At 40.2% G+C, this 14,924-nt stretch carries 11 protein-coding genes; 10 read left to right on the plus strand and 1 reads right to left on the minus strand.

The window, feature by feature from the left end:
- Positions 1–210: 210 nt before the first annotated feature.
- From GYM62_RS12985 to GYM62_RS13015, 7 genes are all read left to right on the plus strand, one after another.
- Positions 211–3,354 carry a PVC-type heme-binding CxxCH protein gene (locus GYM62_RS12985; RefSeq protein WP_219956735.1) on the plus strand — a complete coding sequence of 1,048 codons (3,144 nt, stop codon included), beginning with the start codon at positions 211–213 and terminating at the stop codon, positions 3,352–3,354.
- Positions 3,355–3,363: 9 nt separating this feature from the next.
- A complete protein-coding gene (locus GYM62_RS12990; protein WP_219956736.1) occupies positions 3,364–4,089 on the plus strand; it encodes an SDR family NAD(P)-dependent oxidoreductase in 726 nt (241 codons plus the stop codon).
- Positions 4,090–4,282: 193 nt separating this feature from the next.
- Positions 4,283–5,422 carry a DUF4856 domain-containing protein gene (locus tag GYM62_RS12995; protein ID WP_219956737.1) on the plus strand — a complete coding sequence of 380 codons (1,140 nt, stop codon included), beginning with the start codon at positions 4,283–4,285 and terminating at the stop codon, positions 5,420–5,422.
- Positions 5,412–6,545 carry an imelysin family protein gene (locus GYM62_RS13000; protein ID WP_219956738.1) on the plus strand — a complete coding sequence of 378 codons (1,134 nt, stop codon included), beginning with the start codon at positions 5,412–5,414 and terminating at the stop codon, positions 6,543–6,545. The genes GYM62_RS12995 and GYM62_RS13000 overlap by 11 nt, the downstream gene beginning before the upstream one ends.
- A complete protein-coding gene (locus GYM62_RS13005; RefSeq protein WP_255590376.1) occupies positions 6,546–7,883 on the plus strand; it encodes an HTTM domain-containing protein in 1,338 nt (445 codons plus the stop codon).
- Positions 7,880–10,306: a TonB-dependent receptor gene (locus GYM62_RS13010; protein WP_219956739.1), complete on the plus strand. Its 2,427-nt coding sequence runs from the start codon at positions 7,880–7,882 to the stop codon at positions 10,304–10,306. Before GYM62_RS13005 ends, GYM62_RS13010 begins: the two co-directional genes overlap by 4 nt.
- A 164-nt stretch (positions 10,307–10,470) precedes the next feature.
- Positions 10,471–10,800, plus strand: a complete 330-nt coding sequence (locus tag GYM62_RS13015) for a HopJ type III effector protein (RefSeq protein ID WP_219956740.1) — start codon at positions 10,471–10,473, stop codon at positions 10,798–10,800.
- Positions 10,801–10,952: 152 nt separating this feature from the next.
- On the opposite strand, the gene GYM62_RS13020 is transcribed toward GYM62_RS13015, so the two are convergent.
- Positions 10,953–12,470 (minus strand): DUF1593 domain-containing protein, encoded by a 1,518-nt coding sequence (locus GYM62_RS13020; protein WP_219956741.1) that lies wholly within the window; start codon positions 12,468–12,470, stop codon positions 10,953–10,955.
- Between the two features lie 296 nt (positions 12,471–12,766).
- Here GYM62_RS13020 and GYM62_RS13025 point away from each other — a divergent pair, with 296 nt between their 5' ends.
- From GYM62_RS13025 to GYM62_RS13035, 3 genes are all read left to right on the plus strand, one after another.
- Complete coding sequence (locus tag GYM62_RS13025) at positions 12,767–13,363, plus strand: hypothetical protein (protein ID WP_219956742.1); 597 nt, start codon at positions 12,767–12,769, stop codon at positions 13,361–13,363.
- 30 nt (positions 13,364–13,393) lie between these two features.
- Positions 13,394–13,801: a hypothetical protein gene (locus GYM62_RS13030; RefSeq protein ID WP_219956743.1), complete on the plus strand. Its 408-nt coding sequence runs from the start codon at positions 13,394–13,396 to the stop codon at positions 13,799–13,801.
- Positions 13,802–14,327: 526 nt separating this feature from the next.
- A complete protein-coding gene (locus tag GYM62_RS13035; RefSeq protein ID WP_219956744.1) occupies positions 14,328–14,891 on the plus strand; it encodes a YdeI family protein in 564 nt (187 codons plus the stop codon).
- The last annotated feature ends 33 nt before the right edge of the window (positions 14,892–14,924 follow it).

Consider the following 14,924-nt stretch of genomic DNA (forward strand, 5'->3'; position numbering starts at 1 on the left):
AATTTAGTTTTTTTATCTTTTAAATTCTTGCAAATCAATCTACCGTTTACATAAAATTTCAACTTACTTTATCCTTATTTCAGGAGTATTTTCAGAATAATTCGACTGTTTTGACAGAAAGGAGATATTTTAGAGATATCAATTCAGAAAGAGTAGATTTTTCAAAAGCCTAAAAAATCTGGATCCTTTCAGCCTAAATAACCTCAACCCATGAAGCAATTTTCAATCATCTGTTTATTACTGCTCACAGCTTTTTTTTCTTCCTGTAAGGAGAAAATGACAGTCCAGCTACATCAGAACGCACATATAGCTTTGGTGGGAAATAACCTTGGCTCAAGAATGATGGAATATGGATGGTTTGAAACAGAAATGCATGTTCGTTACCCAGATAGCACGCTATTTATCAGAAATCTATGCGATCCAGGGGATACTCCCGGCTTTAGACCAAGATCCGGAACCAATGACCCCTGGGCGTTTCCTGGTGCAGAGGTTTTTCAAGATGAGTATGCCACCTATTCCAACAGTGAGGGATTTTTAGAAAAGCCAGATCAATGGTTGACTAGGCTTCAAACAGATATTGTGGTGGGATTCTTTGGATTCAATGAGTCCTTTCAGGGCTTGGAAAAACTCCCCATTTTCAAAGAAGAATTAGAAGCCTGGATTACTCATTCCAAAGCTCAACAGTACAATGGGAAGACTGCCCCTCAACTGGCCCTTGTGTCTCCTATAGCTATCGAAGATCTCAGCGATCATTTAGATGTCCCAGACGGAAAATCCCAAAATGAACTCATTGAAGCATATGTCCAAGGCATGGAAGAAGTGGCCAAAAAACATGAAATCGTGTTTGTTGACGCTTTTTCCGCCAGTAAAAAATGGTATAACTCTGAAAAGGAGGATTTAACTATCGATGGATCCCAACTCAATGAAAAGGGCTACAAGCTATTTGCTGGTTTTTTGGCAGATGAACTTTTCGGAAAAGAAAAAAGAAAGGCTGAACAACATCTCGCTGAAATTCATATAGCAGTAATGGAGAAAAATTGGTTATGGCACAATGACTATAAAATACCTAATGGGGTTCACGTATTCGGACGTCGTTATGACCCTTTTGGCCCGGATAATTATCCCTATGAACTGGAGAAAATCAGGCAAATGACTGCTAATCGCGACTCCGCAATTTGGGAAGCCAACCTAGGAAAAAACTATGATCTGGCAGCAGCAGATGCAAGAACCCGCTCTCTTCCCGAGGTGGAAACCAATTACAATCCTCAGGCCAATGGGAGTTTGGAGTATAAATATGGTGAAGAGGCGCTAAAAAGTTTACAAGTCGCTGAAGGGTATAAAATCGAATTATTTGCTTCAGAAGAGGATTTCCCGGACTTAGCCAACCCTGTCCAAATTTCATTTGACAATAAAGGTAGACTTTGGGTAGCCACGATGCCAAGTTATCCCCACTATAAACCTGGCGATCCCAAGCCAAAGGATAAGCTTATCATTTTGGAAGATACTGACGGAGATGGTAAAGCTGATAAACAAACCGTCTTCGCTGAAGATCTACACTTACCTGTGGGGTTTGAATTGGCTGCGGAAGGGGTCTATGTGTCCCAGCTTCCAAATTTAGTTTTATTGCAAGACACTAATGGAGATGATCAAGCTGATAAAAAAACCATTCTACTTTCAGGATTTGATGATCATGACACCCATCATGCGATTTCAGCCTATACTACTGATGAATCAGGCGCTATTTACATGGCCGAGGGTGTATTTTTACACACCAATGTAGAAACTTCTTATGGGCCTGTAAGAGGAACCAATGGAGGTTTTTATCGCTACGAACCCAAAAGACATAAACTTGAAAGAGTGAACCAGGTTCCCATTCCCAATCCTTGGGGAATAGCCTTTGATGATTGGGGACAAAATTTTTATCTAGAAACTTCGGGCCCCAACCTCAACTGGATGCTTCCCGGGTCTACGCTTCCCCGCTATGGCAATAATAACTTCAAGGGACCAAATCTGATTGAGCAGGAGCAAATGGTCAGACCTACCTCAGGATTGGAATTTGTTTCCAGTAGGCATTTTCCGGATGAGGTTCAGGGAGATATTTTATTAAATAATACCATAGGATTTTTGGGAACCAAGCAGCATCAAATTGTAGAGGATTCGGTGGGTTTTCATGCCGAATACCGGCAGGATCTGATCAGTTCCACAGATAGAAATTTCAGGCCAGTCGATCTGGAATTTGCTCCGGATGGATCCCTATACATTGTGGATTGGCATAATATTCTGATTGGACATATGCAGCATAATGCCCGTGACCCACTAAGAGACCATGTGCATGGTAGAATTTATCGGGTTACCTACCCTTCCAGACCCTTGGTTACTCCCGCAAAAATAGACGGAGCAGAAATTCCTGAACTTTTGGAAAATTTAAAATTGCCTGAATACAGAACCCGCTACAGAACCCGTAGAGAGTTGAGGGGAAGGGATCCAAAGAAAGTCAGTGAGGCTGTTGCTGAATGGGTCAAAAATTTGGATAAAAATGACCCAAATTTTGAGCATCATAGATTGGAAGCGCTGTGGGTAACTTGGGGAATAAATCAGGTGAATCAATCCTTATTAAATGATTTATTAAAGTCTGAAGACCATAAGGTAAGAGCTGCTGCCACCAGGGTGCTTCGGTATACCGGGCATCAGGTGGAAAATCAAGCTGATTTATTGATGCAGGCTGTGAAAGACCCACATGGTAGGGTAAGAATGGAAGCAGTAGCTGCAGCTTCCTGGTTACCGAGGGAAAAAGGCTTACCGATTTTAGCTGTGGCAGAAAATCAACCCAAGGATAATACCTGGATTCCGAGAACTTTGGAAACTGCCGTGGCACATATCAATGGACTCTCTGTTGCTCAAAAGAAAGAAGAAGACATCAAGTCCTCTTTGACAGGTTCAGATCGGGAATTATTTGTTTTGGGAAAGGAAATCTATGCTAGAGAGGGATTTTGTGCTACTTGTCATCAAATGGATGGCAATGGATTGACAGCATCACAGTTTCCTCCACTCAAAGGAACCCCATGGGTAACCGGAAGTGAGGAGCGTCTAATCAAAATCGTTTTGAAAGGGATTATGGGCCCTATTGAGGTAGCGGGAAGACAATATCCAGGTCAGGTTCCTATGACACCTTATGAGGGAATGTTGGATGATACAGAGGTTGCTGCGGTATTAACCTATGTGAGAAATTCATTCGGAAATCAAGCTTCCCCTATATCCCCTGAGTTGGTAAAGAAAGTAAGGCAGGAAGTTCAGGATAAGAAAGGGTTTTGGAATGCAGAAGAATTACTGCGAATGCATCCCATGGAGAAATAAAGAAATGTTATGGCTAAGATATTTATAACAGGATCCTCCGATGGCTTGGGTAAACTAGCCGCTGAAAAATTGATTCAATCAGGGCATACTGTCTTTCTTCATGCCAGAAATACCGAGAAGAAAGAAGTTCTTGCCGGACAAATTACGGAGGCAGCTGATATTCTGGTTGGTGATTTATCAAAGATGGAGGAAGTAAAAAGTCTTGCTGATCAAGTCAACGCATATGGAAAAATGGATGCAATCATTTATAACGCCGGAGTTTACTCTGCCGATTCGCCAACACTTTTTCAGGTAAATGTTTTAGCTCCTTATACACTTACCGCACTCGTTAAACTCCCAAAAAGGCTCATATATCTCAGTTCAGGAATGCATCTAGGTGGCAGACCTATTTATAGAAAAGAAGTTCTATCTTCTATCAATTACTCCGATACTAAATTGATGGTGAGCACTATGGCAGCTGCATTGGCAAAGCGCTATCCAAATCTCTTAGCTAATTCTGTTGATCCCGGCTGGGTTCCAACCAAAATGGGCGGTAAAAATGCTACTGACGACCTTCAAAAAGGAATGGAGACCCAGGTTTGGTTGGCAGAGAGCCAGGAAAAAGAAGCAATGACATCGGGGCATTATTTTTTTCATAAACGAATAAAACCTTGTCATGAGGCTGTAAACGATTCCATTTACCAAGAGCGATTGTTAGGCCTTTGTGAAAGCGTTACGGGAATAAAATTTAAATAGACCAGAAACACTTTTAATTGCCTGTAATTTATTAGAGCTCAAATAGTTTTGAGTGACTCAACCCTCTTGTGTTTTTACCTATCTTATTCTTATTTAAAATTAATCTAATTAACCTTTGATTTTTTATTTCGAGCCCCTACTTTTGTCGGGTAATTAAAATCAGTCTAAATAAAAGGTAGCATCACCAACTAGTATGAAATTCAAAAAATTACTATTTGTTTCCCTTTTGGCTCCATTTTTCGCATGTGAAAGCACGAATGAAGAGCCAAGTATCCTTATCCCTAATACATACAGCTTTGAGCGCAACGGCTCTTCTACAGTGAGTTATCAAGGTCAAACTGATCGTTTGAACATGACTACTGAAATCAAGAACTACATCTCTTCTGCTAATGATGGTTCTGAAATCTCGCTTACGAAGCTGTTGAACATGTATTCAAATAACAACAGCCCTTTTGAAAGCAGTGAACTGAATGCCTCAAGCAAGAAACTAGAAGATAAAACCAACCCTGCTGAGGTTAATTTCATCAAGTCTGTATTGAGTGAGGCAGCTTCTACAAGTGCCAAAATGGCTCAAAATAGAACTACAGCTTCAGACGGAGTAGCAGGTTTGATTGAAAGAGGCAATTCCGGAAATTTCATCTTGGTGAATGAAAAAGGATGGGAATTCAAGGAGATGTTTGAAAAAGGCGTGATGGGCTCGATATTCTATGACCAAATCATGAATGTCTACCTTTCTGAATCTAAAATTGGCAACAATGTGGAGAATACCCTTTTAGTAGAAGGTAAAAACTACACAGCAATGGAGCATCACTGGGATGAAGCGTTTGGATACTGGGGTGTACCAAGAGATTTCCCCTCAGGGGATCCCGTTTTGCAGGATAGCGAAAACATCTTCTGGGCCAAGTATACCAATGGCAGAGACGCAGCTCTGAATGTAAATGAGCCATTAATGAAAGCCTACATCACCGGACGTGCTGCAATTGTCGCAAAAGACTATGCTTTGAGAGACACCCAAAAGCAAAGAATCATCGAACTGCATGAATTAGTAACCGCCGCAACTACGGTTCACTATATCAACAGAACCATGAACTCCCTGAGTACTGGCGATATCGGCAATATGCTTCACTTACTTTCTGAAACCTATGGTTTTGTGAAAGCTATCCAATATAGCCCAATGAAGAAATTGACTAACCAGGAAATCAATGACATCCTTACCAAAGATTTCGGTGAAGGAGGCAACTTCTGGAAAGTAACTATGGAAGGTCTAAATAGAGCAAAAGAAAGATTAAGCAATGCTTATCCTGAACTAAACCCAATCAAAGATGTCCTTTAAAATCAATATTAAAGAACTTTCTATGTTAACAGCAGGCCTTTTGGTCATGCTGTTTTCTTGCGTTGACTCAACTGAAGAAACAAAGGTTCAAATTGACAGAAAACCTCTTCTGGAAAACTTGGCAGACCAAGTTATTATACCAGCTTATACTCAGTTGGATACTGAGGTGACTGGCATGAATTCCAGTATTACGGCATTTTTGAATGATCCTAGCCCTGCTACCTTGGGAAATGCTAGATCTACCTTTATAAAAGCTTATGTAGCCTGGCAAAAAGTTGAATTCTTTGACTTCGGGCCTGCTTTTGATCAGACCCTACGCGCACAGGTCAACACTTTTCCAACAGATAATTTTGCAATTGACAATGCCATCGCTACAGGTAATATCCAATTGCAATCTCTAAGCAATAACAACAAAAAAGGGTTCCCGGCTATCGATTATTTGCTTTATGGAGATAATAAGTCAGATGCTGATATCATTGCTGATTTCACAACCAATGCAAATGCCTCCACCCGAAAAGAGTATTTGAGAGCAAGCATTGAGGATATGCAAACCTTGGTTTCTAGAGTATCCGTGGCTTGGAATTCAGGAGAAGGAAATTACCGTTCTACTTTTGTGGAGCGTACAGGAACTGATGTAGGTTCATCTTTAGGACAATTGATCAATTCACTTTCCCAGTCTTTGGAGGTATTTACCAGAGATGCCAAGGTGGGAATTCCTTTGGGAAAAAGATCTCAAGGAATTTTAATTCCTAAAAATGCAGAAGCTTATTACAGTGGAAATAGTATGCTTTTGGCAAGATCCAATGTGCAGGGATACCTAGATGTATTCAAAGGATCCAGAACCTCAGAAGGAGCTAACTCCCAAAGCCTTTTGGCATATCTCAATCAACTGAATGCTCAGTATAAAGGAGGAAGCCTTTCAAGCGCTTTGGAGCAACAGTTTCAGAACAGCTTAAGCAAGCTGAATCAAATTTCTGACCCATACAGTAGATCCATTGAAGCTCAAGCTACCATTGCAAATGAGGCTTATTTGGAACTTCAAAAAACAGTTGTGCTTGTCAAAGTTGATTTGGCTTCCGCTTTAGGTATTCTCATTTCCTATCAAGATAACGACGGAGATTAAGTGCTCAACAGATTCCTGGCATTTCTTAACAAACCAAGTAGCATTGCACCCTTAAGTAATTTAAGGGTGCTTTTTGGCTTTTTAATGCTTTGGAGTACTCTTCGATTTGTATTGTATGGTTGGATAGAAACCCAATACAATGAGCCGATTTTCCATTTTTCCTATTTTGGTTTCGAATGGGTGAGCTATCCGGGCCCTACTTGGATGTATGTACTTTTTGGACTGATGATTCTATCCAGCATAGGCATCATGCTCGGTTTATTTTACAGAATCTCCGCTGTGATTTTCTTTCTTTCCTTTACCTATGTGGAGCTGATTGACCTAACCAATTACTTGAATCACTATTATTTTGTCAGCTTATTGGCTTTTGTGATGATTTTTTTGCCTGCTCATAAAAGTTTCTCCATCGACCTTCTGAGAAATAAAAATAAGCTAGCCACTCACATTCCCAATGGATTTATATTCAGTGTCAAGCTATTGTTGGCGATTGTTTATTTCTATGCAGGTGTAGCCAAGCTCAATCATGAATGGCTTATAGAAGCGCTTCCATTGAAAATATGGTTAGCTCCTCATACTTCCCTCCCATTGATTGGGCCTTTCTTAGATGAACTCTGGGTAGCATACCTTTTCAGTTGGTTTGGTGCCATTTATGATTTAAGCATCCCCTTCTTTTTATTCTCCAAGAAATACAGAAGCTTGGCATTTTTGGCTGTTGTTGTCTTTCATATTACCACCTGGATTCTTTTCCCGATCGGCATGTTTCCTTTCATTATGATAGGCTTGACTACTGTATTTTTTAGTGCTGATACGCATGAAAAAATTCAAGCTTTCTTCAAGAAAGAAAAAGTTGTTATACAGGAGCAAATACTATATAAACCTCAGAATTTGAGTCTATTGACAGGTTTATTTTTTCTGTTTTTCAGCTTTCAGATTCTTTTCCCTTTCAGGTATTTGCTCTATCCCGGAAATCTTTTTTGGACAGAGCAAGGTTATAGATTTTCCTGGAGGGTCATGTTGATGGAAAAAGCCGGCTATGCCATCTTCCATGTGACAGATCCAGATACAGGAAGAAGCTGGGAACTCTACCCAAAGGACTATTTAAGTCCCATGCAAGAAAAGCAGATGTCCACTCAACCGGATATGATTCTTCAGTTTGCTCACTTTCTGGAGGACAGCCTGAAAAAGCAAGGAATATCCAAGCCTGAAATTAGAGCTGAGGTGTATGTCTCTCTAAATGGAAGAGGCAGTCAGCTGTTTTTGGACCCTAATAAGGACCTGACCCAGATCAAAGATAGTTTCGCTCCCAAAAACTGGATTTTACCACTTTCAAATCAATGAAAAAAGTCATCCTAAGTTTAGTTCTTATCCTATGCTGTCACCTCGCCATAAGCCAGGTAATCATCAGAGGATCGGTAAAAAGTGGCAAGGAAGGGATGCCCGGAGCCTTGGTTTATCTCAAAGAGACCAACTATCAAGCGATTACAAATGCTAGGGGAAATTATGAAATGGTTGGGGTTCCGGCAGGAAATTATAGGATGGTCGTCTTTTTCACGGGCTTTGGCACCATTCAGGAAGAAATAGAAGTAAGAGCTGATCAAGCAATTTTGAAAAAAGATTTTCAACTGGAAGAACTGAGCCAGGAACTGGAAAATGTGACGATCCAAGATGAGCGCGTCAATACCTTTGGTGTTCGAAGGCTCAATGCTATTGAAGGAAGTAATATTTTCGAAGGAAAGAAAAATGAGGTAATAGAACTGAAGGATCTGGCTCTCAATCTCGCAACTAACAACAGCCGGCAGACTTATAACAAAGTACCGGGACTGAATATCTACGAAAACGATGGGGCGGGATTACAGTTGGGCATTGGAGCAAGAGGCTTGGACCCAAATAGAACTTCCCATTTCAATGTAAGACAAAATGGCTATGATATCAGCGCCGATGCCTTAGGTTATCCTGAAAGCTATTACACACCATCACTTGAAGGCGTAGAACGCATAGAAGTGGTAAGAGGAGCAGCCTCCTTGCAGTATGGAACTCAGTTTGGCGGTTTACTGAACTTCCAGATGAAAAAAGGGAACCCAGAGAAAAAGGCAGAAGTCACTCTACGGAATACTGTGGGCTCATTTGGTTTTTTCAATACCTTTTCCAGCCTTGGGGGACAAGTCGGTAAGTTCAATCATTATACTTTTTTCCAGTATAAAAGAGGAAATGGCTGGAGGCCCAATAGCGGATTTGATTCCAAAGTGGCTTATACCTCATTGACTTTCGAAGCCAATGAAAACCTAAGCATTACGGGCCAATATACCTATATGGACTATCTGGCTCAGCAGCCTGGAGGCTTGACAGATGCGCTTTTTGAAGAAAATGCAAGACAGTCCATTCGGGAAAGAAACTGGTTTCAGGTCAATTGGAACCTTTTTTCCCTACTTGTAGATTACAAGCTCTCTGCAAAACTTCGATTCAACTGGAGAAATTTCGGATTGATCGGAGGAAGGGATGCCTTGGGAAATTTGGGGAGGATTGACCGGGTAGATACGGATGATGAGAGAAACTTATTTGTAGATGATTTTAAGAATTTCGGTTCTGAGGCTAGACTGATCTACAACTACCAAATTGGAAAGCAAGAACAGGCATTACTGATCGGAACAAGGTATTATCAGGGACTAACTCTTAGAAAACAAGGATTGGGACAGGCAGGAAAAGAGGCCGATTTCAGATTTTTGAATCCCGGCGATCTGGAAGATTCTGACTATGAATTTCCGGGAAGAAATGTGGCGCTATTTGCAGAAAACGTATTCAATGTTGGCCCAAATTTCAGCATCACCCCTGGGCTGAGATATGAGATGATACGAACCCAAGCAGAAGGTTATTATACCCAAACTACCAAGGAGCTGGATCCCCAAACAGGTTTTGCGGTAGACTCCACTTTTCAGGTAAATGAATCCAGAATCAGAGACCGATCCTTTTTATTTGGTGGGATAGGACTCAGCTACAAAGGCATACCCAATCAGGAGATTTATGCGAATTTCTCCCAAAACTACAGATCTATCAATTTCAATGATATCCGGGTAAACAATCCCAATTTGGTGGTGGATGAAAATATTCAAGACGAAAGCGGGTACAACTTTGATTTAGGTATTCGTGGGAATAAAGCCGATCTATTCAATTATGATGTCAGCTTATTTTATCTCCGGTACAATGACAGAATCGGTGCAGTATTGAAGACTGATTCAGAGAATTTCAGGATTTTCAGATTTCGAACCAATGTAGCAGATGCCTACAGCGCAGGAATGGAGGCATTTGGAGAAGTTAATTTGATCAAGGCTTTGGGCTATGATAAAAAGTATAAGCTTTCTGTATTTTCTAATATTTCCCTGATTCAGGCAAGGTATATCAACTCAGGTGAGTCAGGAGTGGAAGGGAATCAATTGGAGTTGGTTCCTCCGGTTATGATCAAGCCAGGCTTTTCATTTAGCAGGGAGAAATTCAGGATGAGTTTTCAATACAATTATGTTCAGCAACATTTCACAGACGCAACTAATGCTGTGAAAACTCCTTCTGCGGTGGAAGGCATCATCCCCTCCTATCAGGTGATGGATTTAACTTTTCAATACCAAATCAAACGTCTGAAAATCGAAACCTCAGTGAATAACCTAAGTGATGAACGATATTTTACGAGGAGAGCAGCAGGTTATCCTGGTCCGGGCATTATCCCAGCCGATGGAAGATCCTTTTTTGTGGGTCTAGAATATGTTTTTTAAAATTCTGATTATCGGCAATCATACCAGTTGCTGGATTTTCTTAGGCTAATTGGTTGGAAGACAGAAGACCGAATGACCTCGCCTGAAAACCTGTTTCCACCAATCAATTTTTGATTTCCTGATGATCAGAAAAACTGCAACTTGCGAAAAAATCAATCCTTAATATGCTAGACCAACTGAAAAGTGCTCCAGATAAAATCCAGTTTTCCGAGGTTATTGAGTTTATCGAAAAGCACTATACTTTTACCCCAACGCGTTTTATTAATGGAAATGAAGTCAACGAAGCAGGGCAGAATAACGGGAGTTGTAAAATCCTTTCTTTTGCCAAAATGAAGGGATTATCCAAGGAAGAAGCCCTTCAACTTTTTGGAGATTATTACAGAAAAGACGTGCTGCTGAACCCCAATGGAAAAGACCATCAAAACATCAGAAACTTCATGAATTCCGGTTGGGAAGGGGTGCAGTTTGATGGGGAGGCATTGGAGGAAAAGTAGTTTTCAGTAGGCGGTGAGCAGTTTGCAGTAGGCAGCAAACAGTTTACAGTAGGCAGTATTTCACGCTTCTAGTCTCTCGAATCTCATTTCTAGCTTCTTGCATCTAATCTCTCGCATCTAGTTTCTATATTCTCGCATCTAATCTCTAGCCTCTACTCTACATCCACTACAAACCTTGCATATCGAGTCATGGGATGAATTCCATTGTCTTTGACTTCGGCGATTATATGAAGCTGACCAGTTGCGCTTGGACCCAATTGAACTTCTACCTGATTCCCTGAAGCATTCAAGCTGGCCTTACCGGTGTAAGTTCCAACTTCTTGATAGATCCAAAATTTGGTTTCTACCTCATCTCCATCCGGATCAGAAGTTTCCACTGCCAGATTGAGTTTAGCACCAGCTTTAGCTTTTGGTCTGGCGGTCCCTATTACTTTAACTAAAGGGGCATGATTGGCGTTTGGGTAATCCTTCACGCACCAATCTGCTCTGGCTGCAAAATCCTGCTGAATAGCCTCTATCCATCGGATTTGAGGATAAGTGGGATCCAAGGTATCCTTAAAAGGACTATAATCTAGTGCCGCTGCTCCATCTTCCCAGCGATTGGGTTGGGTGGAGGACTGAACCAGCCGACCACCCCAGCCACCCCATTCAGGATGGTTCAGATTATCCAAGCCCACGTCTATGAGGTGCAAAAAGGCAGGAGAATCTCCCTCCGAGATAAAATCAAAAATCCCAAAAGATCCCCATTGTGCATTTTCAAGTTGAGTAGGATCTCCATGAATATGCTCATCATCTCCCTCCTGCTTTTGCCCGTCTCCATAGCTATAATATTGCTTAAGCAAAGGACCGTGGTCATTGATAATCTCATTTCCCATAAATTCCCCTTCGAATAGATAATGCTGTGACTCAGGAACTGCCTCTTTCCAGGGATAAGCAAAGCACCAAAATTGACTGGAGTTGTAATAAATCTTCAAATCCGGCCAGTTAGGTTCAATGTATTTTCTATAGGTAGCATCCTGATCCAAAATGGCATAAATGATAGCTTTATCTATGACCTTTTGATAAATTTTCTCCCATTCCGGACTCGATTTAAATTCATCCTCTATGGATTTTAAAGCCCGTGCGATGGTGTTTGTACCACCCCAAACCTGCAAATAGATAGGTTCCATATTCTCATCCAGCAATTTGGCTTTTATAAAGTCAGAGCCTGGAGTATCCTTTTCCATTTCTCCCTCAAAATCTATATTTCCTACTCTGACTACTGAACGCAGATAGTCTGCTGTGGGAAAACCATCTGCATGTTGACTGAGCTTAGGATAAACCTCTTCATAGGCATCCAAAAGCGGGTTCATCCAAGTGGTTCCCGGCCATCGGAGATCTGTCTGAGCTCCGTACATATTTTTGGTCATCTCCATTTCGGAGACAAAGGAAGTTCCTTTCCCATCCCCTTTGTAATGCCACATGGAGGAAGAATAGATCAAGCCTTCAATTCTGAATTCATTGGCATACAGCAACATTCGGATAAAAGAATCCACATCGTCAATTTCTCCATCGGTGGTTACGATGGTTCGGGGTTTCTGAATTTCGGAGATATTGACTTCTGTAGAATTTTGGGGTTGCTGACAGGAGAAAAGAAAAGCCAAAGCAAGAAGAGACAGGAGATTTTTCATAGGTTTTGGGTTTGAGAGAATTAAAATAAGGAAAGAGACTGGAAAAATTGAATTTGAAAAAAACTAACAAATTCTGCTTAATAGACTAAACCTCTCTTGCAAGTGATTAACGACTTCCTTATTTTTCATAACTTTTTAGTGACAAGGAGTCTGAAAAGACAGAATTAGGTAAAAATCTATTGACTAAAAAAAGATATAAAGTCGTGCAAACCTATCCAAACTGGGCGCATAGTCACTAAAAAATATTAACAATAAATAAGTTGACAGTTATACAGAAAAACTAGAGTAAGATAAAAATGACTGAAAAATTTTTAAAGGCTAAACATTGGCAATTATTCTTATTGACATTCGGAATTCCAATGATGTTACAATTCCTTATGGTAGGAACTATATTCACAAACGTTGGAACCGGAAACAATCCTGACCCAACTTTTATTTTTAACTATATGAAATTCTTCCCAATCATGATGATAATTTTCACGGGAGTATTTTTTGGTTGGTTTTGGTCTGTGGCAGTTGGACTTCAAATTAAAGTACCGGAAGATGTAAAAATGAAAGTAAAGAAATTTAAGATTTTCTTTTTTATACCAATGGTTTACTTGCTTTTCGTTACTCTGTTTATGGGAGTCCAATTGAACGGTTTAATGACAAATGGAACAGAACCAAGCGTTGGCCTGATAGGTGTTTTAGTTGCTGTAATCGTTCCTTTACATTTATTCTCCATGTTTTGCATATTTTACTCTTTATACTTTGTAGCAAAGACATTTAAAACAGTTGAACTACAACGAGAAGTTAACTTTTCGGACTTTGCAGGAGAATTTTTCCTATTTTGGTTCTATCCAATTGGAATATGGATTGTTCAACCAAAAATCAATAAAATGATTATAGAATAAAGCACATACTGCTTACAAAGTGTATAGCCAATGCTAAAAAAGACGACCATACATTACTTTCTAGGGCTTGGACTGGCACTTTTAACTATACTAATTGTCGAAGGGACGCTTGCTGTGCTTCCTGACATTGGTTGGTATTTTATGACGGTTATCTACCTGACAATTTTCGTTTTGCAAATCACTTTTTATTACCTGACAACCAACTACAAATTTGGCTGGACAGCTATAAGCTTTATTGTGAATTTCATTCTGTGGACATTTGAGCAAGTAGTTATAGAAAAGACTTTTCACGACTCCTTCATCTATCATGGTGAAAACTGGAAAATTGCTGCTTACGTTCTTGGTGGACTGCTTTGGGTGACAAACAAAATTCTTATCGACCAGCTCTTAAACCTTAATAAATCTATCAATGTACAGACCAGCAAAATAAATGTATAGCGTATTTCTCATATTACTTTTAGCCTCTCCATTGCTGCTACTTGCGACATATTTAATGTTAGCAAAACGGAAGTCATTTTGGAAAATATTTGCTGTTCACACATTGGTGCTAATTGCATACATGACATTTGTGGTTACCTATTCCAAGCTATTGACAGGACACGATGAATACGGACTTGGACAACTTGGACTCGGAATTTTATTTATCATTGGACACATAATAATTGGATTTACACACGGACTCTTTGTAACACTTAAAAGACGACAAATACTTTGAAAACAGAAAGTAGCACTGGCTATATCACGAGTCTTGCCTCAGGCGTGATGATTCCGTTTCGTTCTTCACGAGGTAGGCTAGTTAAACTAGGAGATATGCGCATTTATTCAAATGCATTTCAGATAAATATTTTAGTACCTGCGGTAGGCAGGCACTGAAAATCTCCCGCACGCAAAGCCGCAAAACGATAAATGCGAGTTTCAACAATTTCATTATTTTCCACCATCTTATCTCTAAAATCACATTACTATGCCCAAAAACCCTCAATGGATAGAACTGGAAAACCGACTCAGAAATTTAATAGAGTCTGCTACGGAACTGACTGAAACTGTAAAATGGGGAATGCCGGTGTTTACCCTTGATGGAAAAAACGTCTTGGGTTTTGCAGGAATGAAGCATCATTTCGCTGTTTGGTTTTATAATGGGGTATTTTTAAAAGATCAGCATCAAGTCTTGATCAATGCTCAGGAAGGAAAAACCAAAGCCATGCGCCAATGGAGAATGGAATCTGAGGAGGATTTGGATGAAAAAGTATTTTTAGAGCTGGTTCAGGAGGCTATTTCCAACGAACAGAAAGGACTGGTTTGGAAACCGGAAAAATCAAAAGAGTTGGAGTTGCCCGGAATATTAAAAGAAAAACTGAAGGCTGATTCAAAATTGAAAAAAGCCTTTGAACTCCTGACTCCCTATAAACAAAAAGAGTATGCAGAATACATTACAGAAGCCAAGCGGGAAGCAACTCAAGTTTCGCGCTTGGAGAAAATCATCCCCATGATCCTGGAAGGAAAAGGGCTGAATGATCGGTACAAATAAGATCATACTTATTAGCTATTGATTCATTAAGGC

Origin of the sequence: Algoriphagus sp. NBT04N3 (assembly GCF_019443765.1) — a bacterium.
GTDB classification, from domain to species: domain Bacteria; phylum Bacteroidota; class Bacteroidia; order Cytophagales; family Cyclobacteriaceae; genus Algoriphagus; species Algoriphagus ornithinivorans.